Annotated in this window: 25 protein-coding genes; 19 read left to right on the top strand and 6 right to left on the bottom strand. The window is 60.9% G+C overall.

Going from position 1 to position 26,396, the window contains the following annotated elements:
* Position 1: 1 nt before the first annotated feature.
* A complete protein-coding gene (locus tag NAT21_RS03830; protein ID WP_250937977.1) occupies positions 2-643 on the top strand; it encodes a GntR family transcriptional regulator in 642 nt (213 codons plus the stop codon).
* Here the strand turns inward: NAT21_RS03830 and NAT21_RS03835 are convergent.
* Positions 631-1,260 carry an IMPACT family protein gene (locus tag NAT21_RS03835; RefSeq protein ID WP_250935845.1) on the bottom strand — a complete coding sequence of 210 codons (630 nt, stop codon included), beginning with the start codon at positions 1,258-1,260 and terminating at the stop codon, positions 631-633. The two genes, NAT21_RS03830 and NAT21_RS03835, sit on opposite strands and share 13 nt — an antisense overlap.
* Positions 1,260-1,736, bottom strand: a complete 477-nt coding sequence (locus NAT21_RS03840) for a LexA family protein (RefSeq protein WP_250935846.1) — start codon at positions 1,734-1,736, stop codon at positions 1,260-1,262. The genes NAT21_RS03835 and NAT21_RS03840 overlap by 1 nt, the downstream gene beginning before the upstream one ends.
* A gap of 188 nt (positions 1,737-1,924) precedes the next feature.
* On the opposite strand from NAT21_RS03840, the gene ccmA reads away from it, so the two are divergent.
* The 13 genes from ccmA to NAT21_RS03905 all read left to right on the top strand — a co-directional run bounded on the left by ccmA (position 1,925) and on the right by NAT21_RS03905 (position 16,028).
* Positions 1,925-2,575, top strand: a complete 651-nt coding sequence (gene ccmA, locus NAT21_RS03845) for a cytochrome c biogenesis heme-transporting ATPase CcmA (RefSeq protein WP_250935847.1) — start codon at positions 1,925-1,927, stop codon at positions 2,573-2,575.
* Positions 2,565-3,260: a heme exporter protein CcmB gene (gene ccmB, locus NAT21_RS03850; protein ID WP_250935848.1), complete on the top strand. Its 696-nt coding sequence runs from the start codon at positions 2,565-2,567 to the stop codon at positions 3,258-3,260. The genes ccmA and ccmB overlap by 11 nt, the downstream gene beginning before the upstream one ends.
* Positions 3,261-3,291: 31 nt before the next feature.
* The gene (locus tag NAT21_RS03855; protein ID WP_250935849.1) at positions 3,292-4,053 is read left to right on the top strand and encodes a heme ABC transporter permease; all 762 of its coding nucleotides are present in this window, start codon (positions 3,292-3,294) and stop codon (positions 4,051-4,053) included.
* A 2-nt stretch (positions 4,054-4,055) separates the two neighbouring features.
* Positions 4,056-4,232, top strand: a complete 177-nt coding sequence (gene ccmD, locus NAT21_RS03860) for a heme exporter protein CcmD (protein ID WP_250935850.1) — start codon at positions 4,056-4,058, stop codon at positions 4,230-4,232.
* The gene (gene ccmE / locus NAT21_RS03865) at positions 4,229-4,738 is read left to right on the top strand and encodes a cytochrome c maturation protein CcmE (RefSeq protein ID WP_250935851.1); all 510 of its coding nucleotides are present in this window, start codon (positions 4,229-4,231) and stop codon (positions 4,736-4,738) included. Before ccmD ends, ccmE begins: the two co-directional genes overlap by 4 nt.
* Positions 4,739-4,763: 25 nt before the next feature.
* Entirely contained in the window at positions 4,764-6,719 is a 1,956-nt protein-coding gene (locus NAT21_RS03870) for a heme lyase CcmF/NrfE family subunit (RefSeq protein WP_250935852.1), read from the top strand.
* On the top strand, positions 6,720-7,253 hold the full coding sequence (locus tag NAT21_RS03875; RefSeq protein ID WP_250935854.1) for a DsbE family thiol:disulfide interchange protein: 534 nt from the start codon (positions 6,720-6,722) through the stop codon (positions 7,251-7,253). It abuts the gene before it with no gap.
* Positions 7,238-7,744, top strand: coding sequence for a cytochrome c-type biogenesis protein (locus tag NAT21_RS03880; RefSeq protein ID WP_250935856.1), 507 nt, complete (start codon positions 7,238-7,240; stop codon positions 7,742-7,744). Before NAT21_RS03875 ends, NAT21_RS03880 begins: the two co-directional genes overlap by 16 nt.
* A complete protein-coding gene (gene ccmI, locus NAT21_RS03885) occupies positions 7,741-9,003 on the top strand; it encodes a c-type cytochrome biogenesis protein CcmI (protein WP_250935858.1) in 1,263 nt (420 codons plus the stop codon). Before NAT21_RS03880 ends, ccmI begins: the two co-directional genes overlap by 4 nt.
* Positions 9,004-9,073: 70 nt before the next feature.
* Positions 9,074-12,568 (top strand): chromosome segregation protein SMC, encoded by a 3,495-nt coding sequence (gene smc / locus NAT21_RS03890; RefSeq protein WP_250935860.1) that lies wholly within the window; start codon positions 9,074-9,076, stop codon positions 12,566-12,568.
* A 188-nt stretch (positions 12,569-12,756) separates the two neighbouring features.
* Positions 12,757-13,617 (top strand): cell division protein ZipA, encoded by an 861-nt coding sequence (gene zipA / locus NAT21_RS03895; RefSeq protein WP_250935862.1) that lies wholly within the window; start codon positions 12,757-12,759, stop codon positions 13,615-13,617.
* A gap of 90 nt (positions 13,618-13,707) precedes the next feature.
* A complete protein-coding gene (gene ligA / locus NAT21_RS03900) occupies positions 13,708-15,744 on the top strand; it encodes an NAD-dependent DNA ligase LigA (protein ID WP_250935864.1) in 2,037 nt (678 codons plus the stop codon).
* A complete protein-coding gene (locus NAT21_RS03905; protein WP_250935866.1) occupies positions 15,741-16,028 on the top strand; it encodes a YheU family protein in 288 nt (95 codons plus the stop codon). Before ligA ends, NAT21_RS03905 begins: the two co-directional genes overlap by 4 nt.
* A gap of 70 nt (positions 16,029-16,098) precedes the next feature.
* On the opposite strand, the gene NAT21_RS03910 is transcribed toward NAT21_RS03905, so the two are convergent.
* On the bottom strand, positions 16,099-17,403 hold the full coding sequence (locus NAT21_RS03910; RefSeq protein ID WP_250935869.1) for a 2-hydroxycarboxylate transporter family protein: 1,305 nt from the start codon (positions 17,401-17,403) through the stop codon (positions 16,099-16,101).
* A 234-nt stretch (positions 17,404-17,637) separates the two neighbouring features.
* Between NAT21_RS03910 and NAT21_RS03915 the strand changes: the two genes are divergently transcribed.
* The 5 genes from NAT21_RS03915 to NAT21_RS03935 all read left to right on the top strand — a co-directional run bounded on the left by NAT21_RS03915 (position 17,638) and on the right by NAT21_RS03935 (position 23,228).
* Entirely contained in the window at positions 17,638-19,305 is a 1,668-nt protein-coding gene (locus NAT21_RS03915) for an ATP-binding protein (RefSeq protein WP_250935871.1), read from the top strand.
* Positions 19,289-20,020, top strand: a complete 732-nt coding sequence (locus NAT21_RS03920; protein ID WP_250935873.1) for a response regulator — start codon at positions 19,289-19,291, stop codon at positions 20,018-20,020. The genes NAT21_RS03915 and NAT21_RS03920 overlap by 17 nt, the downstream gene beginning before the upstream one ends.
* A gap of 348 nt (positions 20,021-20,368) precedes the next feature.
* Positions 20,369-21,544, top strand: coding sequence for an NAD(P) transhydrogenase subunit alpha (locus NAT21_RS03925; RefSeq protein ID WP_250935875.1), 1,176 nt, complete (start codon positions 20,369-20,371; stop codon positions 21,542-21,544).
* Positions 21,541-21,843, top strand: coding sequence for an NAD(P) transhydrogenase subunit alpha part 2 (locus NAT21_RS03930; protein WP_250935877.1), 303 nt, complete (start codon positions 21,541-21,543; stop codon positions 21,841-21,843). The genes NAT21_RS03925 and NAT21_RS03930 overlap by 4 nt, the downstream gene beginning before the upstream one ends.
* Positions 21,840-23,228 (top strand): NAD(P)(+) transhydrogenase (Re/Si-specific) subunit beta, encoded by a 1,389-nt coding sequence (locus NAT21_RS03935; protein WP_250935879.1) that lies wholly within the window; start codon positions 21,840-21,842, stop codon positions 23,226-23,228. Before NAT21_RS03930 ends, NAT21_RS03935 begins: the two co-directional genes overlap by 4 nt.
* 85 nt (positions 23,229-23,313) lie before the next feature.
* Here the strand turns inward: NAT21_RS03935 and mnmC are convergent, their stop codons facing one another.
* The 3 genes from mnmC to NAT21_RS03950 all read right to left on the bottom strand — a co-directional run bounded on the left by mnmC (position 23,314) and on the right by NAT21_RS03950 (position 26,282).
* The gene (gene mnmC / locus NAT21_RS03940) at positions 23,314-25,287 is read right to left on the bottom strand and encodes a bifunctional tRNA (5-methylaminomethyl-2-thiouridine)(34)-methyltransferase MnmC2/FAD-dependent 5-carboxymethylaminomethyl-2-thiouridine(34) oxidoreductase MnmC1 (protein ID WP_250935881.1); all 1,974 of its coding nucleotides are present in this window, start codon (positions 25,285-25,287) and stop codon (positions 23,314-23,316) included.
* 128 nt (positions 25,288-25,415) lie between these two features.
* Entirely contained in the window at positions 25,416-25,715 is a 300-nt protein-coding gene (locus NAT21_RS03945) for a YciI family protein (RefSeq protein WP_250935882.1), read from the bottom strand.
* Between the two features lie 6 nt (positions 25,716-25,721).
* Entirely contained in the window at positions 25,722-26,282 is a 561-nt protein-coding gene (locus NAT21_RS03950; protein WP_250937979.1) for a septation protein A, read from the bottom strand.
* Positions 26,283-26,396: the final 114 nt, after the last annotated feature.

Genomic DNA, 26,396 nt, shown 5'->3' on the forward strand with positions numbered 1-26,396 from the left:
CATGTCATCGGAGCAGTTGCTGGAGCAGTTACGGCGTGATGTCGTGACCGGTATCTTTATTGCCGGAGAAAAGCTGCCTATAGATGCCCTTCGTCAGCGCTATGGTGCAGGGCTGAGTCCGCTGCGCGAAGTGCTGAATCGACTGGCTGCGACGGGGTTGATAGAGCAGCTGCCACAGCGCGGTTTTCGGGTGCCCGCGCTGACTCGGGCAGATCTTGAGGACGTGGCATCACTGCGTATCGAGCTTGAAACACGAGCACTGCGCGACGCGTTGATACATGGCGATGATCACTGGCTGGATGAGGTGATGGCATGCCTGTATCGGCTGAAGCGTACTCCGCTGCGGCCTGATGCTGACGTCGAGCAGTGGGAAATGTGCCATCGAGCCTTTCATCTGGCACTGATCGGGGCCTGTCCGTCGCCCTGGCGCCGCCGCTTTGTCGGTGTCCTGTACGATCAGTTTGATCGTTATCGTCGTGCAGCGCCCGAGCGCCCGGATCTGCGTGATACCCTGGATGCCCACCATGAGCAGCTGGCCACGCTGGCGGAGCGCCGCCAGGTCGAGGAAGCCGTGGCCCTGTTGGAGCGCCACATTCAATTATCCTTCGAGGTGGCTCTGGACTGTCTGCCTCACTCAGCGTGAGTGGAAGTGATCAGTGTGGCTTCGCCTGCCAGGCGCGCCTTGAGGGGGGCAATATCACACGGTGTATCGTTCGGCCACTGCAGGGCAAGGCGGACGCCCTGAGCAGTATATTCGGCATCGGTGACCTTGCCGGCCTGCTGTTCTATCCAGAAGCGGGCTTCCTGTTCGCCCGCAAAGCTGACATCCAGCCACAGGGCATGGCGTGGCACATGCGTAATCGTTGGCAGCTGTTCAAGGGCCAGCGTCACTGATTTGGTGTAGGCCCGGGCCAGCCCGCCGGTGCCCAGCTTGATTCCCCCGAAATAGCGAATGGCAACACAGCCGATGTGGCCCAGCCCGCTGCCTTCCAGCGCCTGATACATGGGCCGACCCGCCGTGCCGCCGGGCTCGCCATCATCGGAAAAGCCGATATCACGCTGCTCACCGGGTGGCCCGGCAATGAAGGCCAGACAGTGGTGACGAGCATCCGGAAAGTGCGCGCGCGCACGCTGGAGAAGGGCCTGCGCATCCGCGGGTGCTGGCGTGTGAGCCGCCCAGGTAATGAAGCGGCTTTTCTGTACTTCGAACTCGACGACCCAGGGCGCATCAGGCTCATTGGCGGGAATTTCGTAGGCCATCAGGCAACCTGATCGTTTTGCGGGCGAGCCACGCCCATGACCAGCCCGAGCACCTGAATGTCATCGTTTTTAAGGTAGATCGGTGCCATGGCATCATTGGCAGGCTGCAAGCGCACGCCACTCCTGTCGATGTAGAGTTTTTTAAGGGTCACTTCCTGGTTATTGATCAGCACCACGGCTGTCTCGCCGTTTTCGGCCGACTCGTGCCGTTCGATAATGATGATGTCGCCATCAAAGATATTGCAGTCGATCATCGAGTTGCCACGCACCTTGAGCGCATAGGTGTTGCGGCGAACCATTCGGGACGGAATGCGCACGGTATCATCCGTGCCGCAGGCTTCGATGGGCAGGCCGGCCGATACCAGCCCGAGCAGTGGAACATCAACCAGTTCATCCGGGTCGATTTCCTCCCAGGCCAGGGCATCCAGCGGCAGATTGGGCAGGCGGTGCAGAAAACGCGGTTCAGCAGTCGACATGACGGGGAAACTCCAGCAGGCGATCCGTTGAGGTTCGAGCATCATAGCAGGGCGTCCGCCGATTAATCACCCTTCCATGATGGAGCGCCGGTGGCTCGTCTGCGCCTTTCGTAGTAAAGTTGCACCCCCTGATAATTGATGATCGTCGGCGTTTCATGGCGCTGGCTCCCCAACGTAAAGGACGTCGTGTGAGTGCCCAGCTTCAGGCATGCCGGCTCGGGTGTGAACGCGATGACCGGTGGCTTTTCAGAGATCTATCCCTGACGCTTGCCCCCGGCGACCTGTGTCGGATCGAAGGCCCCAATGGCAGTGGCAAGACCAGCCTGATAAAGCTCCTGACCGGTCAGCTTCCGCCCGATGAGGGCGAGGTGCGCTGGCTGGGCCAGCCCTTGCCGGCAGCGCGGCCGGTGCTGGAGCGTTCGCTTCTGTATGTCGGCCATCTGGCTGGTGTGAAGGGGGCCCTGACGCCGCTTGAAAATCTTGCCTGGTATCAGGCACTTCATACCACGCCGGATGCCGGTGCAGAGGCGGCGCGCTGGCATGCTCTGGCCGAGGTTGGTCTTGCCGGATTCGAGGATGTGCCGGTGCAGCAGCTCTCCGCCGGGCAGCAGCGGCGGGCCGGGCTGGCGCGTCTTCATGTCGTGGATCGGCCGCTCTGGATACTGGATGAACCGTTTACCGCTATCGACCGTGCCGGAGTGGATGTGCTGGAACAATTGGTTCACTTGCGTTGTCAGAACGGCGGCACCGTTATCGTGATTACGCATCATGCATTCAGTGCCATTCCCCTGACGCATCATGTTCGGCTGGATGGCCGAGGAGGCCATGATGTCCTCTGATTCCGGCCCGCAGTGGCGTCGCGCCTTCTGCGCCGTGCTGGTGCGTGATATGCGCCTGCGCCTGCGTCATGGGAGTGACTGGGGCAGTCCGCTGGTGTTTTTTGCCCTGATTACCACGTTGTTCCCGTTGGCGACCACGCCTGACCCGGTGACTCTGGCGCGGGTAGCGCCGGGGGTGGTGTGGGTGGCGGCACTGCTGGCCGTGCTGCTCTCGCTGGAGGCCCTGTTTCGGGAAGACCGGGATGACGGCACGCTGGAGCAGATGATGTTTTCACCGGTGCCGACCTGGTGGCTGGTCCTGGCCAAGCTCTGCGCGCACTGGTTGATGACCGGGCTACCGCTGGCTCTGGTGGCCCCGGTGCCGGGGATCATGCTGGCCCTGCCGGCCCAGGGGTTCTGGGCCCTGTCCCTGAGTCTGGCCCTCGGGAGTGCCACACTGATTCTGATCGGTGCCATCGGGGCGGCTCTGACAGTCAGCGTGAGACGCGGTGGCCTGCTGTTGTCCCTGATGGTCCTGCCGCTTTATATACCGGTACTGATTTTCGGTGCCGGCGTGGTGCGTCTGGCCGGCGAAGGGGCGGCCGTTGCGCCGTATCTTGCGATCCTTGGTGCCCTGCTGGCCGGTGCACTGGCGCTGGCGCCCTGGGCCTGTGCAGCCGCGCTGCGCCTGGGTCAGGACAGCTGATTTTTTCAATTTCCCTGTGAGCAATGACGTCATGTGGCAATGGATACATAAATGGGGCTCACCCAGGGTCTTCTACCGATTCAGCCTGCGGGTAACGCCCTGGCTCTGGTGCGCGGCAGCGCTGCTGCTGGGCATCGGGGCTGTCTGGGGGCTTGCCTTTGCTCCCCCTGATTACCAGCAGCACGACAGTTTCCGGATCATTTACGTGCATGTGCCGAGCGCCATGCTGGCAGAATCCTGCTTTGCCCTGCTGGCTGTGTGTGGCGCGATCTTTCTGGTCTGGAAAATCAAGCTGGCCGATATGGTGGCCCGGGTGGCTGCCCCCTTCGGTGCCAGCATGACCTTCGGGGCGCTGGTATCCGGTGCCGTGTGGGGCATTCCAACCTGGGGAACCTGGTGGGTATGGGACGCACGTCTGACGTCGATGCTGATTCTGCTGTTTCTCTACATGGGCGTAATGGCCCTGCGTTACGCCTTTGATCGTCCGGACAGTGGCGGGCGCGCAGCAGCGGTGCTGGCGCTGGTCGGGGTGGTCAATCTGCCGATCATCAAGTATTCGGTCGACTGGTGGAACACGTTGCATCAGAAATCGTCCTTCAGCCTGACTCAGGCGCCGTCCATGCCGGCCAGCATGTGGGTACCGCTGTTATTGATGATGCTGGGCAGCTATCTGCTGTTTGCCGCGCTGGTACTGACCCGAACGCGGCATGAAATCCTGCGGCGCGAGTCGCGCTCACGCTGGGTTCGGGCGCTGATTGCGCCGGATGCCGGCTCCTCCGACACGGGAGTGTAATGGTGGCCTTTGATTCCCTGAACGCGTTCATGTCAATGAACGGCTATGGCCTGTACGTCTGGACGGCCTGGGGCGTGATTACCGGCCTGTGTGTGGCACAGGTAATCATGGCCCGGCTGGAACACCGTCGTATCGTGCAACGGATCCGGCGACAGATCCGGCGGGAGCAACAGCTGTGAACGCGGTCAGAAAGCGTCGCTTGTTCATTGTGCTGTCGCTGGTGGCACTGGCGGGTCTGGCGATCGGCTTGATGCTGTATGCCCTGGGGCAAAACATCAATTTGTTTTACAGCCCGGCCGACATTGCTGCCGGCAAGGCGCCGGTCGAGCGTCAGATTCGCGCGGGCGGCATTGTTCGTAAAGGCAGTCTCGCTCGTGATCAGCACAGCCTCAAGGTCCGCTTCACGGTGACCGACTTCAAGGCCGATGTGCCGGTACAGTATGACGGTATCCTGCCCGATCTGTTCCGGGAGGGGCAGGGCATCGTGGTGGTCGGTCGCCTGAATGGACAGGGGGTGATCGAGGCCGGTCAGGTGCTGGCCAAGCACGATGAAAACTATATGCCGAAAGAGGTGGCAGACGTTCTGAAGAAGGAGGGAATGTCACCGGCGGATTACCGACAGGCCGAAGCCTCGGGAGAGTTGTCCTACGAGGGCGCCTCCGATCCTTCGGCACCTTCGCGCTGATCATCTGGATGTTGCAGGAATACTCATGGTGACGGATGTACTGCCCGAACTCGGGTTTTATGCGCTGATTCTGGCGCTGGGCATGGCGGTGCTTCAAACCGTGGTGCCGTTATGGGGTGCCTGGCAGCGCCGTCCACTCTGGATGGCCTTTGCCCAGCCAATGGCCTGGGGGCAATGTACCTTCCTGGTGTTGTCGCTGGCCTGTCTGGCGACCGGGTTTTACGTCAATGATTTCAGTGTCGATTACATCGCCGCCAACTCGAACTCGGCCCTGCCCTGGTATTATCGGCTGAGCGCGGTATGGGGCAGTCATGAGGGATCGATGCTGCTGTGGTCATTGCTGCTGTCGTTCTGGGGGCTGGCGGTCAGCCTGTTTTCAAGGCGACTGCCCAGGGATCTTCTGGCCCGGGTGCTGGGCATCATGGGCGCCATCGGCAGCGGGTTTCTGCTGTTTATCCTGGTGACTTCCAACCCCTTCACCCGCACGCTGCCGGTCGTGCCTGCCGAAGGTGCTGATCTGAATCCGTTGCTGCAGGACCCGGGGCTGATCGTTCATCCGCCCATGCTCTATATGGGCTATGTCGGGTTTTCAGTGGCCTTTGCCTTTGCCATGGCTGCCCTGCTGGGCGGGCGACTGGACGCGGCCTGGACGCGTTGGGCGCGCCCATGGACGACGGTGGCCTGGTCGTTCCTGACGCTGGGAATTGCGCTGGGCAGCTGGTGGGCCTATTACGAGCTGGGCTGGGGCGGCTGGTGGTTCTGGGACCCGGTTGAGAATGCCTCACTGATGCCCTGGCTTGTGGGAACGGCGCTGATGCATTCGCTGGCAGCCACCGAAAAGCGGGGCACGTTTAAAAGCTGGACAGTGCTGCTGGCCATTTTCAGCTTCTCCCTGTCACTGCTGGGGACATTTCTGGTCCGCTCCGGGGTACTGACCTCGGTGCATTCCTTTGCCAATGATCCTGACCGGGGCGTTTTCATCCTGGTGCTGCTTGGACTGACGGTGGGTCTTGCGCTGCTTGTCTTTGCGCTGCGTGCTCCGCAGGTCAAAAGCCGTATTACCTTCGGCTGGCTGTCACGGGATACCTTCCTGTTGATCAACAATATCGTGCTGCTGGTCATGGCCGTGACAGTGCTGCTGGGCACGCTGTACCCCCTGCTGTTGTCCTCACTGGGTCTGGGCAAGATTTCTGTCGGCCCGCCGTACTTCAACGCCCTGTTCGTACCGCTGGCTACGCTGCTGTGTATCGCCATGGGGCTGGGGCCGCTGTCGCGCTGGAAGCAGATGTCACGCCGCACGCTGGTAAAGCGAAGTGCTTTCAGTGCGCTGGCCGCGCTGGTGCTGTCGGTGGCGCTGCCCCTGTGGCTTGATCGCCACTGGACGCCGCTGGTATCGCTTGGGTTGCTGCTGGCGCTGTGGGTGGCCCTTGCCTCACTGCGGGAGGTGGCAGGCAGCCTGTTGCGTTTTGGACTGCGCGGACCGCGCAAGCTCTCTCGCAGCCACTACGGCATGGTACTGGGGCACCTGGGGCTGGCCGTCACGATTACCGGGATCACGCTGGTATCAAGTTACCATGTGTCCGATAACGTTCGGCTCAATGTCGGCCAGCAGGTCATGGTCGGAGGCTATCGCTTTACCATGACCAGTCTGGGCGATCGTGAAGGACCAAACTATACCGCTACCCGGGCAACCCTTCAGGTCACGCGGAATAACCGCCTGATCAACATCATGCATCCCGAGAAACGCTTTTATCATGCCCGCCGTCAGGCGCTGACCGAAACGGCGCTGGATGCGGGGCTGTTTCGTGACGTGTATGTCGCCATGGGTGAGCAACTGGATAACGGGGACTGGGCGCTTCGGATTCAGATCAAACCCTTCGTACGCTGGATCTGGCTTGGCGGCGTGATCATGGCGCTGGGGGGAGGGCTGGCCGTGTGGGACCGTCGCTATCGCCGTCAACTTCGCAAGGAGCAACTGTAAATGCAACGCCGATGGCTTTTATTCATTCCGCTGGTGCTGTTCATCGCGCTGGGCGTGTTTCTGTGGAAGGGACTGGATCTGAATCCCTTTGCCCGCGACTCGGCACTGATCGACCAGGGCATGCCCGAGTTTTCCCTGACGGCGCTCGATGATCCGACCGTGAACGTGGATCGCAGTGCCCTGCTGGGCCACGTGACGCTGGTAAATGTCTGGGGCTCATGGTGCCCGACCTGCAAGGATGAAATGCCGCAACTGCTGGCGCTGCACCACAAGGGTGTTCGTATCATGGGGGTTGATTACAAGGACACGCGAGTCAAGGCACGGGACTTTCTCAATCAGTTCGGTAACCCGTTTGATGTCAGCGTGTTTGATCCGGATGGCACCCTGGGCTTTGACCTGGGCGTCTATGGAGCCCCGGAATCCTTCATCGTGGATGCCCGCGGGGTTATTCGCTATCACCATACGGGCTATATCAGGCCCGAGGATATTCAGGACACCATTTTGCCGGAGATCAAAAAGTGGTCATCTTCCTGAGGCTTGCCGCAGTATGGCTGGCACTGGTGGCCGGTCAGGCAATGGCCGCCGATGCCCCTGAACAGTTTGATACACCGGCCCTGGCGGCGCGTTATGACGCGCTCAACGATGTACTGCGTTGTCCGAAGTGTGAGAATCAGGCCATCGGTGATTCCCACTCCATGATTGCCGCCGACATGCGCGCAAGCGTGGCGCGCCTGTTGCGTGAGGGGCGATCCGATGAAGCCATCCGTCACTATATGGTTGAGCGCTTCGGCGACTACGTTCTTTATGATCCCCGGCTGACCCTGCGCACCTGGCTGTTGTGGGGCGGGCCGCTGCTGGTGCTGGCCATCGGGCTGGCCATCATGGTTGGCGTGGTGCGCGCCAGAACACGGTCACGGGACACTGTCTCGGCGCTGGCTCCGGAAGAACAGGCCAGGCTGGATGATCTGCTGGGCGATCCCCTGCGTACTACCAACCATTCGACAGACCGCAGGGACCCATCATGATGGATTTATGGATAGGCCTGGTCGCGTTGAGTGTGCTGGCTTCCCTGTTCATGCTGTTGCCGCTGTGGCGATCCCGGCAGACAGCCGATGCCCTGGCACAGGCTGACAGGGATGATGATTACGTGCGGGAAAACACACGCATCTACCGGCAGCGACTGGCGGCGCTGACAGGCGAGTATGCCGATGGCATGCTGGACCAGCCCACTTTCGAGGCGGAACGGGCCGAGCTGTCACGCCAGTTGCTGGGCGATGTCGAGGGGCATCGTCGCGCGCCGCTCGGGAGCGCCCGGCAGGGCCTGTGGGCAATACCGGTCGTGGCCGTTCTGGTGATTGGCGGCGGGCTGTGGAGCTATCAGCGCTATGGCAACAGTGATGACCTTGCCCTGTATGAAACGGCGCAGCACCTCAAGGCCGATCCTGCTGCCGATGCAGCCGACTACATAGCCGCCTTTGAAGCTCATGCGCGTCAGCAGCCGGATAACCCTGATGTCTGGCAAACCCTTTTTCCCCTGTACCGGGATCAGGGCCGGTTTCTGCAGGCGGCCCACAGCCTTGACGAGCTGATGCGATTGAAGGGGCGTCAGCCGGAGCTGCTGGCGCTGGCAGCCCAGATGCAGTATTTCGCTGATGACCAGACCCTGACCGATCACAGCAGGGCACTACTGGATGATGCGCTGGCGGCCGATGCCGGCAATGCGACTGCCCACAGCCTGCTGGGGCTGGCGGCCTTTCGTCAGGGCCAGTATGCCGGCGCCGTGGAGCACTGGCAGATTGCTGCTGCCGGATTCCGGAACGAAAGCAGCGTTCGCGCCATGCAGGAAGGAATTCGCATTGCACGTCAGAAGGGCGGGTTGAGTGCGGCGCCGAAGGCTGATGCGTCGGACAGTGTCTCGCCAGGCGATGCGGTGGCCGCGCAGGTGCAGGTCAGTGCATCACTGGGGGCTCGTGTGCCGAAGGCTCTGGGCCGCAAGGCCATGGTCTTTATCGTGGCGCGGGACCCCGCTCGTCCGGATGCTCCTCCCCTGGCGGTGGTGCGTCGGCCGGTCTCGGCGCTGCCGGTTACACTGACGCTGGATGACAGCAAGGCCATGGCGCCCTCGTTTACGCTATCGAGTGCAGACCGGGTCAGTATCAGTGCGCGTATTTCACGGACAGGCACGGCGCGCCCGGCTCCGGGTGACTGGGTCAGTCATGCACAGACGGTGACGGTGCGGGGCAGTGGTCCCGTGACACTCGTGATTGATCATGCCAGACCCTGATGTTCAGGGCCTGGCCCACTGGCAGTAATGCAGGCCAACCACCTTTTACCCACGACCAACGGCGGGATGAATGCGGCTCAAGTCGATCAAGCTGGCAGGGTTCAAATCCTTTGTAGACCCGGTCACAGTGCCTTTTGAAAGCAATATGACGTCGATTGTCGGGCCCAACGGCTGCGGCAAGTCCAACGTGATTGATGCCGTGCGCTGGGTCATGGGCGAGTCTTCGGCCAAGATGCTGCGCGGCGAATCAATGGCCGACGTGATCTTCAATGGCTCGACCGGTCGCAAGCCGGTCGGGCAGGCCACGATCGAACTGCTGTTTGATAACCAGGATGGCAGCCTGGGGGGGCAGTATGCCGAATACCGGGAAATAGCCGTCAAGCGGTTGGTCACTCGGGACGGGCAGTCGCTTTATTACTTCAATGGGCAGAAGTGTCGTCGTCGTGACATTGCCGATCTGTTCATGGGAACGGGGCTGGGGCCGCGCTCCTACGCCATTATCGGGCAGGGGATGATCTCGCGGCTGATTGAAGCACGGCCGGATGAGTTGCGTGCCACCATCGAGGAGGCTGCCGGCATTTCACGCTACAAGGAGCGCCGGCGCGAGACTGAAAACCGCATGCGCCGTACCCAGGAAAACCTGGAGCGCCTGGATGACCTGCGTGAAGAACTCGACAAGCAGCTTGAACGGCTCAAGCGGCAGGCCGACGCTGCCCGTCGCTATCAGGAGCTCAAGGGGAGGGAGCATCGTCTCAGGGGCGAGCTGGCGCTGATGCGTGGGCGAGCGCTGCGCGACCAGCAGCAGCAGCAGGCCCACCGGGTGCGTGAGCTCGAAATCGAGGTTGAAAAAAATGTCTTCGGTGTTCGGGAAAGCGAAAGCGGCCTTGAGCAGGCGCGCAGTGCCCACGATGACATGGCCGACACGCTGGAGCAGCATCAGGCGGCCTTTTATGAAACCGGAGCCGCCATCGCCCGCATCGAGCAATCCATCGAACATGCCAGAAGCCGTGAGCAGCAGCTTGCCGCTGACCTTGACAATGCGCGCCGCGAGCTTGGTGAGCTGGAGCAGCTCGGCAGTGATGATGTTCGACGGCTGGAGGATATCGATACCCGGCTGGAGGCGCTGGCCCCCGAGCAGGAGACCGCCCAGGAGCAGCTTGAGCTGCTGACCGACCAGCTCGAACAGGCCCGCATGATGCAGGAGCAGGCGCAGGAAGACTGGGATCATTTCAGTGAAGAGGATCAGGCCGCGTCACGTCAGGCCGAGCGCCTGCAGCAGGAGATTCGTCAGCATGAAAGTCGGTTGCGCGAACTGGAGCAGCAGCGACATCGTCGTCAGGCCCAGTGGCAGGAATTACCGGAAGACGCCGCCCTGCGCGAAGAGTACCACCTCAGCCAGACAGATCGGGAAGGGCTGGATGAGCAGCTCGCCGATGCGGACATGCAGCGGGAGACGCTTCAGGCCCGGCGCAGCGATGCGGCGCAGACCCTGACCGATGCCGGGACACGCCGGGATGCACTGGTACGGGAACAGACTACCCTGCAGGGCGAGCTGGCTTCTCTTGAGGCTCTGATTGAGGCGGCCCTGGGGCAGGATGATGACAGCCTGGACGAGTACCTGACACGGCTGGACTGGCGCAGCACGCCCCGACTGGGCGAGCAGCTGGAGGTGGATGGCGACTGGGCGACTGCCGCTGAATGGGTCCTGTCTCCCTGGTTGACGGCACGCGTGGGCACTGCGCTGCCGCCGGAGGTGTCACAGCATCAGCTGCCTCAGGGCGAGCTGGCGTTGCTGGAACAGGCAAGGATCGCTCCGGAACCCGGCACACTGGGTGCTCATGTCGGACAGGCCGGTGCACTGGGAGCCTGGCTCAATACCATTGTATGTGCTGACACCGATGAGCAGGCCTGGGCGCAGCGGGCGCAGCTTGAGCCGCATCAAAGCGTGATTTCCCCTGAAGGATTATGGCTCGGGCCTCACTGGGTACGCCGACGTGGCGAGCGCGAGGGCGTGGATAACCTGCTGGCACGCCGCCAGCGTCGGGACAGCATTACCGCTACCCTTGGCGAGCTGGACATGCAGATCGAGGCGCTCGACGACGCGCTGGTCGTGGCGCGTCAGGCTCGTGACAGCAGTGATGAAGCCATCGAGCAGCTGCGCCTTGATGAGCGCCGCCTGAATGAGGCTCGCCAGCAGGCCGCACTGAAGGAAAGCAACCTGTCGACCCGGCTGGAGCATGCACAGGGTCGGCGCAACGAGCTTTCCGAGGAGCTGTCATCTCTGGCCGAACAGGATGAGGATATCCGTCTGACACTTGAGGCTGCCCGGGAGCAGTGGCAGGCCGCCATGGAAACGGTAGAGGCCAACAGCGCTCGCCGCGAGCAGCTCGCGCAACGCCGCAATGATGCCCGTATGACGCTGGGGCAGTACCGGGCCCGGGAGGCGCCGCTTCGAGAGCAGTACAGTGCGCTGGAGCTGGAGCGTCAGCGACTGGTTACCGAGCGGCAGGGGCTGAACAATCAGCGTGAGCGCAGCGATGAGCAGCGCGAGAGACTGCAGGAAAAATGTGAGCTGCTGGCCGAACAACTCGAGGAACTCCGGGCACCGGGAGAGGAAACGCGCGAGACACTGGAAATGCTGCTGGACCAGCGGGGGCGCCAGGAGCAGACGCTGAATGAGCATCGTGACCGGTCCCAGCACCTGGCTGAACGCATGCGTACCCTCGAACAGCAGCGTCAGGCCCATGAACATCGGCTGAGTGAACTGCGCGAGGCGCTTGAAAAGGGACGCATGGACGTCCAGGCGCTGTCGATGAAGGCCGATACGCAGGACGAGTTGCTGCGCGACATGGAGCATGATGCCGCGCTGCTGGCCGAGCAATTGCCGGACAGCGCCAGCATCGATGACTGGCACAGTGAGCTTGAGCGCACCGGTGAGCGTATCAAGCGGCTGGGTGCCATCAATCTCGCGGCCATCGAGGAGTATGACCAGCAGGCCGAGCGGCGGGATTATCTGGAAGCCCAGCATGGTGAGCTGACGGAAGCCCTTGAAACGCTCGAGAAGGCAATCCGCAAGATCGACCAGGAAACCCGTGTGCGGTTCCGACAGACCTTTGATGACATCAATGCCGGATTCGAGGCGCTGTTTCCGCGGGTATTCGGTGGCGGCGCGGCCTGGCTTACCCTGACCGGCGATGACCTGCTGGAGACTGGTGTCGCCATCATGGCCCGCCCGCCGGGCAAGAAGAACAGCACCATTCACCTGCTGTCCGGCGGAGAAAAGGCGCTGACGGCCCTGTCGCTGGTCTTTGCGATCTTCAAGCTCAATCCGGCACCCTTCTGCATGCTGGATGAGGTCGATGCTCCGCTGGATGATGCCAATGTGGGCCGCTACGCGCGGCTGGTAAAGGAAATGTCGGACACCGTTCAGTTCATCTACATTACCCATAACAAGATTGCGATGGAGGCGGCTGATCAGCTGATGGGCGTGACCATGCAGGAACCTGGCGTCTCCCGACTGGTCGCAGTAGGGGTGGAACAGGCTGCCGAGCTGGCCCAAGCCTGATAACATGCACGCAGTGACCGTTTTGTGGTATTAAAGTGACGATAAATGACGTTCAGGCGTCAACAGCATAATAACAGGGCGCAGACCCGGCTGAAGGCATACGGGACAGGCCATACGAGAGCCTTTCGATACTGGTGACTGTTGCGTACAAGGGTATGTGCGCGGCTACAACTACAGGCAAGATACCCATGGAATTAAGAGAGTGGTTGATAATTCTCGGTCTGGTGCTGGTCGCCATCATCATCATTGATGGCGTAAGGCGGCTAAAGCATCAACGAGGTATCCCACGGCTTGATCTGTCCAGGGATCTGGACGTCAACGACGAGCGTGAAGAAGACCTCCGTGAAGCGCAGACCAACTGGGAACTGCCGAACGGTGGCGCCCGGTATGCCTCCGACGGCGGCCCGGTGGCTGCGCGTCGTCATGATGCGCAGGACGAGGAAGTGCCGGTTGCCGAGGAGGCCGGAGTAGATGAGGCTTCGATGCATGCCGACGCATTTGACGAAGATCCACTCGGTGATAACGTGACGCGCCATCCGATGGTCGAGCGGGCAATGCGCCACGCGATCCCCGCGGATGCACTGGCCCGCGACGCGCTTGCCAATGCCGATGAGCTGATCGTGATCAGCGTGTTTTCCCGGGATGACGCCGGTTTTGAAGGCACGACACTACTGCAGTTGCTGCTGGCCTGTGGTCTGCGTTATAGCCCCGACATGCATGTCTTCCACCGTTTTGAAACCGAAAGCGATGACAGTGCCCTGCAGTTCTCGATGGTCAACTCGGTCAAGCCGGGTATATTCGACCTTGAGGCCATGGATGACTTTGCCACGCCTGGCGTGACCTTCTTGATGCCGCTTCCCGGCGCGGACGATACGGCCGCCGCCTTTGAAGCCATGCTTGAAACGGCGATGGTGATCGTTCGCAACCTGGGCGGCGAGCTCAAGGACGAGAACCAGAGCGTAATGACGGCCCAGACCATCGAATTTGCACGTCAGCGCGTGCATGAATTCGAGCGCCGCTGGCGTCTGCATCGGCAGCAGGCCACCTGAACTGCATACGCGGTTGGTATCAAAGGAGGAGCCTGGTGCTCCTCCTTTTATTTCGTGTCCCTTTTGACCCCTGAGTAAGAGTGCCCTGCCATGAGTGCCCGTTCATGCACCCCCGCGCAACGAGTCGACACCCTTCGTCGTGAGCTTGAAAACGCCAGTTATCAGTATTACGTCGAGGACGCTCCGAGCCTGCCTGATGTGGAATACGACCGCCTGATGCGTGAGCTTCAGGCACTGGAGGCGGACCATCCCGAACTTGTGACCAGTGATTCTCCGACCCAGCGTGTAGGGGCCAGGCCTGATGCGGGGTTTCCCGAGGTCGAGCATGCGGTGCCGATGCTTTCGCTGGGTAATGCCTTTGATGATGCCGAACTGCATGCCTTTGGCTCGCGTGTCGGCAAGGCGCTTTCCGAACCGGCCTCGACCCTTGAATTCTGCTGTGAGCCCAAACTCGACGGTCTGGCGGTGTCGCTGGTGTATGAGCAGGGCAAGCTGGTCAGCGGAGCCACGCGGGGAGACGGCCGGGTAGGCGAAGGCATTATCAGTAACCTGCGCACCCTGCGTTCGATTCCGTTGCGTCTGCGGGGTGACGACTGGCCGGCATTGCTGGAGGTGCGCGGTGAAGTGTACATGCGCCACTCGGGATTCGAGGAGCTGAACGAACAGGCACGGGCACAGGGCGACAAGGTATTTGCCAACCCGCGCAACGCCGCTGCCGGAAGCCTGCGTCAGCTGGACCCGGCCATTACCTCTCAGCGTCCGCTGGAGTTTTGTGCCTACCAGGTAGCCCGTATTGACGAGTCGCGTGAACAGCCTGCTCATTCAGTCAATATGGCGCTCTTGCGTGACTGGGGATTCATGACCAGCCCGGAGCTTCAGGTCGTGACCGGTATCGAGGACGTCATCGCCTTTTGTCGCCAGCTGGGCGAGAAGCGTGATGATCTGGATTACGACATTGACGGTGCCGTCATCAAGTTGAACAGTCTGGCCGCGCAGCGGGCATTGGGCTTTCGTTCCCGTGAGCCACGCTGGGCGATTGCGTTCAAGTACCCCGCGCAGGAGCAGCTGACGCAGGTCCGTGATGTGGAGTTTCAGGTCGGGCGAACCGGCAAACTGACGCCGGTGGCCAAGCTTGAACCGGTGCAGGTGGCGGGCGTGACGGTTTCGAATGCGACGCTTCACAACATGGATGAAATTACCCGGCTGGGGCTTCATATCGGGGATACGGTGACGGTCTATCGGGCAGGGGATGTGATTCCCAAGGTTGTGGACGTTCTCGTGGAACGTCGCCCCGATGATGCCCGCCCGGTTACGTTGCCGACGCACTGCCCGGTATGTGGCTCGGCCGTCGAGCGGCTGGACGGCGAGGTGGACGTGCGCTGTTCCGGCGGGTTGTACTGTGGTGCCCAGCGCCGTGAAGCCCTCAAGCACTTTGTCAGTCGCCGGGCCATGGATATTGACGGGCTGGGCATCAAGCTGATCGATCAGCTGCTGGCGCGCGAGCTGGTCAAGACGCCGGCGGACCTGTTCCGTCTGACAGCAGAGACCCTGGAAGGCCTTGATCGAATGGGCGCCAAATCCGCGCAGAATCTGATCACGTCACTGGCGCATGCCCGGGAGACGACACTGGCCCGCTTCATCTTCGCGCTCGGTATCCGCGAGGTTGGCGAAACCACCGCCACGGTACTGGCGACACACTTTGGTCGGCTGGAACCGATCATGGCCGCCACCGAGCAGGAGCTGATGGCGATCAACGATATCGGTCCGATCGTGGCGGCGCATATCCAGATCTTCTTTCAGCAACCGCACAATGTCGCCATTGTTGAGGATCTTATCGCTCAGGGCGTGCAGTGGCCGGTGGTCGATGTGACGCATGCCGCTCAGCCGCTGGCCGGGCAGACCTGGGTGCTGACCGGCACACTGGACACGCTGACCCGGGACGGCGCGAAGGAAGCGCTGCAGGCGCTGGGGGCGAAGGTCAGCGGCAGTGTTTCCGGCAAGACCCATACGATAGTTGCCGGCCCCGGCGCGGGGAGCAAGCTCGACAAGGCAACCGCACTGGGTGTTACTGTCTGGAGCGAACAGCAGTTGCTGGATCTATTTGACCATCACGGAGTACGCCCATGAGTACCACAACGCTTGATGGAGGCCGGTTCATTCAGGTCCCTGCTTCCATGCTGCCGGTTGATACCCTCAATGCCCTGCTGGAGGTGTTTGTCACTCGTGAGGGCTACGACACCAGTGATACCAGCGATGCCGGCACCCGCGGCTGGACCGCTCAATTGCAGGCTCGTCTTGAGCGTGGCGAGTTGATGATAGTGCATGACCTTGAGACCGAATCCACCGAGGTCATGACGCGGGAGCAGTGGGAAGCCTTTGGTCGTCAGGCCTTTGATGACGAGGAAGACTGACTGACCCGGGCAGGGCCTGTTCATGAAAAAAGCGCCCCGTGGGGCGCTTTTTCGTGCGTGCTCAGGTCGTTCAGGTAAAGAACATCGGCACGACCAGGCTCGAGATCAGCAGGATCAGCGCACCACCCAGACGAGACGAGATCTGGGCAAACGGCATCAGCTGCATGCGCTTGGCGGCAGAAAGTACGGCAACATCCCCGGTACCGCCCATGTTGGCCATGCACAGACCGGCCGTGATGGCTGCTTCGATTGGATAAAAGCCGACCAGTTTGCCAAGCAGGCCTGCGCCGAAGGCGGCGCCGGCCACGACGGCAAATACGATCATGACATAGGTGATCGAGATGGCGTCAATTACCTGTCCCAGATCGGTATAGGCAATGCCGATGCCGAACAGCAGGGCAAAGGTCCAGTTTTTGGCGACAAAGCGGAACCAGTGTGCCGCTGCATCGTTGATGAACTCTGGTACCAGGTTCGTGATTTTCATGGCGGCTACCAGCACAATCATCAGCGCGTAGGGGTGGAGCGGAATGAACTCGCCCAGAATCTGACCGGCAGTAAAGAAGCTCAGGGCGATGACCAGGCCAATGCCGAGTTTGGAAATGTCCACGGGTGTGGTCTTTTCCTCGATTTCAACGCCCGGCATCATCTGGCCATTGCCTGACAGGCTTGGCATGCGGTTTGCCAGCCCGTTGAGCAGTCCGGCAATGATGATGGCAAAGACGTTACCCAGCGCCAGCGCCGGCACCAGAATAGAGATGTAATAGCTGGCCGGCTGACCCAGCAGCTGCTCGTAGATCTGGCTCATCGGCACGGCACCGGCACCCATGCCGCCGCCCATGATCGGCAGTGTAATGACGACAACGGCGTCCTGGGGCGAAAAGCCCATGACCATGCCGACTGCGATGGCAAACAGGCAGGCAAACAGCACTGCCGCCAGCAAGGGCAGGGCAAAGCGCGTACCGACCTTGACCAGGATCCTGGAATCCATGCCGAGGATGCTGCCGGTAATCAGTGCGGCGATATAGAAGTTCAGGAAACCGCCGCCCTTCATGAAGGACGTCACGCCGGTGGTTACCGTTTCCGGCAGCACGTTGAAGTACACCATGGTTGCGGCACCGAAAATGGCCAGAATGGCCCCGCCGCCCAGGTAGGTTTTGACAATCGGCATGTGATCGCCGATGAAGCCCAGCAGCTCGCCGATCACCATCATCACAAGCAGGGCACCGATCATGCCCGTTGGTAATACGCCCATGTACATGGCGATGGCCATGACCACGGCCACTACGGCAAAGACCGGCAGGGGAATATTGAAAATACGCAGACTCGAGGCAGGGACAGTCGCTGAGGCTGTCGCGCTGCTGGTAGAATCACTCATGATGTGGCTCCACGGGTTGGCCCGTAAACGTGCGGAAGAAATATCCGGCAACGTATGTGGTTATCGAATGGCCGCCGGGCGGCAGCTGGTTCAGGGTCACGAGGATACGGGTTTGCACCGTGTCGCCAATCTTTGCGTAGTTTAAAAATCGTTTCGTAACTTAAAAAAGCATACCCGCTGCGCGCTGCACATTTGCCGGTTTCAAAACATGCCACCAAGGTCGATCAGCCCGTCATGATGTTAATCCATTGGTTGAATACCCTGCGCCGGCGCCGCTGGCGCCTGAGCGGACTGATTGTGCTGGTCTCCATCGTGCTGATCGGCGTGACCCTGGCCGGGGCCTTCTGGCTGTTCAATGGACAGCTTGTCGAGAGCCTGGAACAGGCGCAGGGAGATCGCGTCGGTAATCTGGCGCTGACCATTGCCGAGCGCCCCGATGTTATCAGTGCCCTGTCCGACGGGGAGCCTAAGCCACTGGCCCGCGACACACCGCTGTCTCCCTTTCAGCAGCGGATTACCACACTGCGCCAGGCGCTGGGCGTGGACTTCATTGTGGTAATGAGCCAGCAGGCCATGCGCCTGACGCACCCGCGACGCGAGCGGATTGGTCATCACTTCATTGGCGGTGATGAAGTGCGCGCGCTGAGTCTGGGGGAGCACTATGTTTCCCGGGCAGAGGGAAGTCTGGGCATCAGCCTGCGGGGCTTTGCACCGGTCATCGGCCCCGACGGCCGACAGCTCGGAGCCGTCTCGGTGGGGGTTACCATGAGTCGGCTGACGCCGCTTCTGGATCGTAATCGCTGGCGGCTGGGGTTTACCCTCGCGCTGATCGGGGCGGTGGGTGCCTATGGTGCCCTGTGGCTGGCCCGTACGGTCAAGCGGCGCCTGCTCGACATGGAGCCCGATGATATCGCCCATGTGGTTCAGCAGCGTCAGGCCATGCTGGATGCCATGCAGGATGGTGTGCTGGCTGTTGATGCCGAAGGGCGAGTGACCCTGCTGAACCCGGCCGGCCGGCGCTTGCTGTCGCGGCTGTCCCGACCGTTGCCGAGTGAAGGCGTGCTACTGGATACCCACTGGCCTGAACTGGCCTGTTCGGGGGGCATGACCACCGATCAGGGCCGCGAGCACCAGACCCTGCAGCTTGATGCCATGACGCTGCTGATCAGTTACCGGCCCATATTGTGGCGAGGGCATCAGGAAGGGGCGCTGATGACCTTCCGGGACAAGAACGATGTGCATGTGCTGGCCGAGGAGCTGACCGGCGTGCGTCGTTATGCCGAAGCGCTGCGCGCGTCCACGCATGAGTTCAAGAACAAGATCCACGTGATTCATGGTCTGGCTCATCTGGGGGATCTTCCGGCACTGCGTGAGTACCTGAAGGCGCTGGCGGATCATCGGATATCGCAGTCATCGCAGCTGACCGGGGACGTGCAGGAGCCGGCACTGGCCGGCTTTTTACTTGGCAAGCAGAGCGAGGCGCGTGAACGGGGCGTGCAGTTTGATATTCGCATCGAACAGCCGATTGATATACAGCGAAGTCCCCGGGTCATACACGATCTGGTCACGATTCTGGGCAATATCATTGATAACGCCTTTGAAGCGCTTGATACCGTCACCGATCGTTCGCCCATGATGGTATTGACCATGGACCGCGAGGGGGACAGCCTGTCGGCGCATTTGCAGGACAATGGCCCAGGCATTGCGCCATCGATGCAGTCGAATATTTTCGCCCGCGGCGTGTCCACACGGGGCGCGAATCGTGGGCTGGGGCTGTCGCTGGTGCAGGAGCGTCTGGAGACCGCCGGAGGTGATCTGGCGCTGTACTCCACGCCCGGCGAAGGCACCCTGATAGAAATCACCTACCCCTACTGGAGTGATGATGATGCCGAAAAGCACTGATACCCGGGTGCTGGTGGTAGAAGACGACCCCATGGTCATGAAGCTGAACGTGGAGTACCTGGCCCGGATCGAACACATGCAGCTGGTGGCCCGGTGCAGTGACCTCACCACGGCACGAGTGGTGCTGGACCGTGAGCCGGTGGATCTGGTTCTGCTGGATGTGTACCTCGGTGCTCGCAACGGTCTGGAGCTGGTGCGTGAGCTGCAGGAACAGGCCGTGGTGCCTGAAATCATACTGATTACGGCGGCGTCCGAGCGCGACACCATCCGTGAGGCCCGCAGGCTCGGGGTGACGGATTATCTGATCAAGCCCTTCGAGTTCCTGCGCTTTCGCGACGCGGTGCTTTCAGCACGGCGCCAGCGTGATGTGCTTGATCAGCCGGGCAACGATATTAACCAGCAGCTTCTGGATACCCTGTTTCGGGCGCCACGCTCGGATATGCGCCGTCCTTCCGGGTTGCCCAAGGGGTTGACCCTGCCGAGTCTGGTTCAGGTGATCGACGCGATTTTATCCGTATCGGAAGAGCACTTTTCCACCGAGGATATTGCCGGGTTAACCGGAATGTCACGTGTCTCGGTACGCAAGTACCTCAAGTACCTTGCCACTCGGGAAGTGCTTGAAGAGACCTTCGCCTACGGTCAGATCGGCCGACCTTCCTTTACTTACATGTGCCTCGACAATGAGCGGCTGGAACAGCTTCGACGCTCGGAATGAGACGGTTGTCAGCAGTGCGCCACTTGCAGGCCGCTACCTGAAAAAACAGCCATAACGTTTTTATTATGGTGTTCATAACATGAATGGCGGTTTGATAAATACCTACTTATTTCATTTAAAACAGTCAGTTGATACTTTTCAACATGCATAGATAAAGCGTTATAAAATATATAGGGTAAGCATTATAGTTGTTGTTTTTAAAGAATTTTTTCGCTTTTTCTTGACCTGGTTTCCACTTTTTTAAACACTCTTGTTCCCGATTGAATTAAACCGGTCGGCATGTATCGCCCGGTCATCCTGTTAATCATTGTGCAAGTATTATTCTCGTGGAACGAGGGAGATTGTTGAATGCTGACTATTCGAGTTGTGCGTGAGTCTCGTGCGCCCTCGGCAGGGCCCGGTGCGCCGGGCGAACGCCGTGTCGCACTGGACCCGACCACAGCAGGCAAGCTTGCCCGGGCCGTGTCGGCCGATGCTGATCAGAGCATTGTCATGGTGGATGCCGGTGCCGGCAGGTTTTCTCACTTTGCTGATGCTGCCTATGACGATGTCTCCGGTGTGCAGGTGCTCGAGGCGGGCCAGCATGCGGAAGATGCCGGTCTGGTGCTGTGCGTACGCCCCCCGGAGCCTGAATTGATCGATAGTCTGGCCGAAGGTACGGTGCTGGTCGGGCTGTTGTCTCCGTTCCAGAGTCGCGAGTTGCTGGAGCGCTGCAAGGCGCGACGCATCACGGCGTTGGCGATGGAGCTGGTGCCGCGTATCTCCCGGGCCCAGAGCATGGATGCGCTGTCCTCCCAGGCTGCGGCTGCCGGCTACCACGCAGCGCTGACCGCTGCTCACGAGGCCAGTGTGTTCTTCCCCATGCTGACTACCGCTGCCGGTACCATTCGCCCGGCGCGAGTGATTGTAGTCGGGGCGGGTGTCGCTGGCCTTCAGGCCATTGCCACCGCACGGCGGCTTGGTGCGCAGGTTTGGGCCTATGATATCCGCGCTGCCGCGCGTGAGCAGGTCGAGTCGCTGGGCGCGCGCATGATCGACACCGGCGTCGACGCTTCCGGTGAAGGCGGCTATGCCCGTGAACTGACCGACGACGAGCGTGCCGCTCAGGCCGAAGCGCTGGCCAAGCATCTCTCCACGGCCCATGCCGTCATTACCACGGCAGCCATTCCTGGCCGTCCTTCACCGAAGATCATTACCGAAGACATGGTCGAGCGCATGCAGCCTGGCAGTGTGATCGTTGATCTGGCTGCCGAAGGCGGTGGTAACTGTGAGCTGACTCGCCCCGGCGAGACGGTAGAGCACAACGACGTCAAGATTGTCGGCCTGCTCGATATACCGTCACAGCTGCCGGTCAATACCAGCGAGATGTACGGCAAGAACCTGTTCAATCTGCTGACACCGTTTATCAGGGACGGTGAGCTGGTACTTGATTTTGACGATGCTGTCATCGGGCCGATGTGCGTGACCCGTGACGGCGACATCGTGCACGAGGGTGTGCGCAAGGCTCTGGAGGACAAGGCATGATTGAAGGTGTAGCGGCACTTTATATTCTGATGCTGGCAGCATTTGTCGGCTTCGAGGTAATTTCCCGGGTTCCGGTCATCCTGCATACCCCGCTGATGTCGGGCTCCAACTTCATTCACGGCATCGTGCTGGTCGGCGCGATGATCGCTCTTGGTCAGGCTGAAACCGGCCTTGAGATGACAATCGGCTTCATTGCCGTGCTGCTGGCGGCCGGTAATGCCGTCGGGGGCTACGTAGTGACCGAGCGAATGCTCGAGATGTTCAAGTCAAGCGGCAAAGGCAAGGAGCAGGGCAAATGAGCGGTATTGTTGAGCTGGTTTATTTTGCAACCGCTGTCACGTTCATCCTCGGACTCAAGCGGATGTCGCATCCGACCACGGCGCGCAGTGGCATTCACTGGGCTGGCGTGGCCATGGTGGTGGCTACGGTCGCGACCTTCTTTCACCCGGAAATCGACGGTCGATATATCCTGATGCTGCTGGCCATTGCCATCGGTGGTGGCGTGGCATGGATGGGTGGGCGCAAGGTCGAAATGACCGACATGCCGCAGATGATTGCCATCTACAACGGCATGGGAGGCGGCGCGGCAGCAGCCATCGCCGCCGTGGAGCTGATTCGTGTTGCCAATGACCCGGCCCTGGCACAGGGTCACGGCCCGATGGCTCTGTGGCTGGGTGTCCTGGGGGCTCTGATCGGGAGTGTGGCCTTCAGTGGTTCGGTAGTGGCGTGGGCCAAGCTTGATGGTCGCATGAAAAAGGCCATGTACTTCCCCAATCAGCAGTGGATCAACCTGGCGGTTATCGTGCTGGCCGTCATTCTGGGGATCGTGATCGCCACCACCACGCCTTCCGGCGTCACACTGCTGCTGTTCTTCGTTCTGGCCCTGGCCTTTGGTGCGATGATGGCACTGCCGATCGGTGGTGCAGACATGCCGGTCATCATCTCCCTGTTCAACGCCTTCACGGGCCTTGCCGTGGCGATGGAAGGGTTCGTGCTGGATAACGCAGCAATGATCATCGCCGGCACCGTGGTTGGCGCCGCTGGTACGCTGCTGACACAGCTGATGGCCAAGGCCATGAACCGCAAGATCTCCAACGTCCTGTTCAAGCAGTTTGGTGGCAGCCAGGGCAAGGAACAGACCGAGATCGAAGGCAGCATGAAGGGCGTTGACCCTTCTGACGCCGGTATCCAGATGGCTTATGCCGATCGGGTCATCATCGTGCCGGGTTACGGCATGGCCGTGGCGCAGGCACAGCACAAGATCTGGGAAATGGTTGAGCTGTTGACCGAGCGTGGCACGGACGTGAAGTTTGCCATCCACCCGGTTGCCGGTCGTATGCCGGGTCACATGAACGTGTTGCTGGCGGAAGCAGGCGTTCCCTACGACATGATTCTGGATCTGGAAGAAATCAACAACGATTTCGATACGACAGACGTTACGCTGGTGATTGGTGCCAATGACGTCGTGAACCCGGTGGCCAAAAGCGATCCGGACAGCCCGTTGTACGGCATGCCGGTTCTGAACGCCGACCAGTCGAAGAATGTTCTGGTGATCAAGCGCGGGCAGGGTGCCGGGTTCTCCGGGGTGGAAAACCATCTGTTCTATCTCGACCATACTCGTATGGTGTACGGCGATGGCCAGAAGGTCGTGGGCGAGATGATTGCGTCGATCAAAACGCTGTAAGTTCACGAGGATGCTTGAACCGGTTCATCCGGATACAGAAAGGGCGCGCCGAGAGGCGCGCCCTTTCTGTAAGTGAACGATTGCCTCAGTGGCCGCGAATCAGATCCCGGATGATGCGTCGACCCGGATGCAGGTGATCCATCAGATGGCGTGGCAGGGGCGCGGGTTCATCGCAGATTCGTGAAGCCAGTATCTCTGCTGCCAGAGGCGCACTGCACAGCCCGCGCGAACCGTGGCCGGTCGAGATCCAGAGCCCTGGCCAGCACGCTCCGGGCACATCACTGTGGAAGCGACGTGCATCCTTGCCAAGGCCCTGGTAATCGGTCCGCCAGCGTTCAGCGCGGGGCGCTGGCCCGATAAACGGGCTCTTGTCCGGCGTGGCGCAGCGCAGGGCAGAGCGGCCCTTGAGGTTCGGAGCATTGGCCAGCAGGTGCGTGGTGTAGTCCGGCAGGGCCTCGGCCAGTACGGTCAGGTTGTACTCGTGATCCTCCCGGCTTACCTCCGTGTCGGTGTGGCCGGGGTGGAAGCTGGCCCCGAAGCTCTGTAGGCCCAGGTGTGGAGGTGGTGCATAGCCGCGCCCGCATACCACGCACTCCGGTCCCGGCGTGGCCTCCAGGGCGGGTGCCTGACTGACCTGTCCCTTGATGGGTTGCAGTGGCAGGTGGGCGGCCTCGGGCCAGTGACGAGTGGCTTCGGCGCAGGCCAGAATGACCTGATCGGCGCGTAGGGTAGCCCCGGTATCGAGCATCAGATGCCAGTTGTCATCCTGGTAATCAAGTGAGGACAGGGCTGCTGTTGTCAGTGTTATCCCCGGCCACTGACGGGCCAGATGACACAGGCCCCTGGGGGATGCCCAGCCCGCCGTCGGGAAGTAGATGCCACCGCTGGCCACGGGGGTACCGGCAAGTCTGCCTGCTTCTTCGCAGGATACTTCCCTCAGTAAAGTGTCGGGCAGGCCGAAGCGTGCCAGCATGGTGCGCTGACGGGTCAGCCCCTTTTCATCGAGCGCCAGGCTAAGTACGCCACAGGGCGCCCAGTGAGCCATTGACGGGTCGAGCCGGGCCAGCCAGCGCAGGCTGTACTGCAGGCCGGCCAGATAGAAGTGGCTTTGGTCGTTGGGAGAGGCCGCGGGTTTGATATAGAGCGCGCCCTGATCATTACCGGACCCGCCCTGGCCGGGGGCTGGGTCAATCAGCAGCACGCGTCGACCTCGCCTGGCGAGCGCTTCTGCGCAACTGATCCCGGCAAGTCCTGCGCCGATCACGGCGATGGTGTCGCCTTGTGGCGGTGTCGGGGGAATGAACCAGGGCGTGGCTGCTCGTGGCGCAGTGGGTGTCGATTCGACCAGTTCGCCGACCAGCATTTCCCGCTTGCGACCGTAACCAGCCACCTTTTTAATCGCAAAGCCGGCAGCCTTCAGGCCACGCTTGACGAAACCGGCGCAGGTAAAGGTAGCAAAGGTAGCCCGGGGGCGACTGACGCGAGCCATGGCCTCGAACAGGGCCGGCTGCCACATGTCAGGGTTTCTGGAGGGTGCAAACCCGTCCAGAAACCAGGCGTCCACCGTGCCGTCAAGTGCAGTGATCATCTCTACCGCTTCACCAAGGTGCAGGTCCAGCGTAATGCGCTCGCTCAACACCAGCCGATGAATGCCTGCCACCGGTGCCGGCCATTGGCGCTGAATGGCCTCGGCCCAGGGGGCCAGCATGGGCCAGGCGCTCTGGGCACGTTTGAGATCGTCTGGTGAAAAGGGGTGCTTTTCCACCGACACCAGATGCAGGCGCGCCGTCGGCTGTGCGTACTGCTCAAAACAGGCACAGGCGCACAGCATGTTCAGCCCGCTGCCGAAGCCGGTTTCACCGATCACGAATGGACGGGATTCATCCCAGTCGGCCAGACGTTCAGGCAGGTGATTGTGGTGGATGAAGACATGGCGGGTTTCTTCCAGGCCATCTTCGCGTGAAAAATAGACATCGCCGTAATCGTCGGCTTCCGGCGCGTCATCACGCCAGCTCAGTCGGGCCGGCGTCAGGCCGGCCGTAGGCAGGGTATCGGTCACGGGCGTGTTCCGCACTGGTTAAAAAATGAACAACATGCCACAGGGACCGCAGATGACGGGGATGTGAATGTCATCCGCGGACTCTTCACATGGTTATCCACAGAAGCCGTGGATAACCCGAGGGCGGGTCAGGGCAGGGTCTGGCGGAAGGGTTTGACGCTGACCGACGCGTAGACACCGGCTGCAACATAGGGGTCTTCATCGGCCCATTGCGTCGCGGCATCAAGGGAGGCAAATTCGGCCACGATGACACTGCCGGTAAAGCCGGCCTCGCCCGGGTCGCTCGCATCAATGGCCGGGCAGGGCCCTGCCAGTACCAGCCGACCTGCTGCCTTCAGGGTCTCAAGGCGTTCGAGGTGTTCCGGGCGGGCCTCCCTGCGCAGGGGCAGGCTGCCTTCATTGTCCTGGCTGACGATGACGTACAACATGGCTGGTTACTCTCCTGAATCCGTAGTGTTGTGTTGCGGGTCTTTCATGTGGCGGGCGAGGTACACGCCCTGAATCAGAATAAACAGGATGGTCAGTCCCATCATGCCGAACAGCTTGAAATCAACCCAGGTTTCTTCGCTGTAGGTCTTGAAAACAAAGATATTCACGGCGCCCAGTACCATGAAAAAGGCCACCCAGGCCAGATTGAGGCGCATCCAGACCGGCGCCGGCAGGGACAGGTTCTTTTCCATCATTCGCTGAATCAGCGGTTTGCCACCAATCAGCGGTGACAGCAAAAAGGCGACACCGAACAGCCAGTTGACGATGGTCGGCTTCCACTTGATGAAGTCACCATTTTGAAAGATCACGGTCGCGCCGCCCAGCACTACTACCAGTGCCAGTGTTACCAGGTGCATCTTTTCAATCTTGCGAAAGCGCCACCAGGTAAACAGTACCTGCGCAATCGTGGCCGGAATCAGTACGGCCGTGGCCAGCACGATGTCCTTGGTGAGCTGGTAAACCAGAAAGAAAATCGCAATGGGGAAAAAATCAATCAGCATCTTCATGAGCGTGTGCGATCTCCTGTCGGCGAGGGCACGGGGATGGGTCGGCGCGAGCACGCGCCCTGCATGAACGGCAAAGCTTAACACGGGGCGAACCCGGTTGCGCCAGCTCCACTG

Origin of the sequence: Larsenimonas rhizosphaerae (assembly GCF_023700005.1) — a bacterium.
Classification (GTDB): Bacteria; Pseudomonadota; Gammaproteobacteria; order Pseudomonadales; family Halomonadaceae; genus Larsenimonas; species Larsenimonas rhizosphaerae.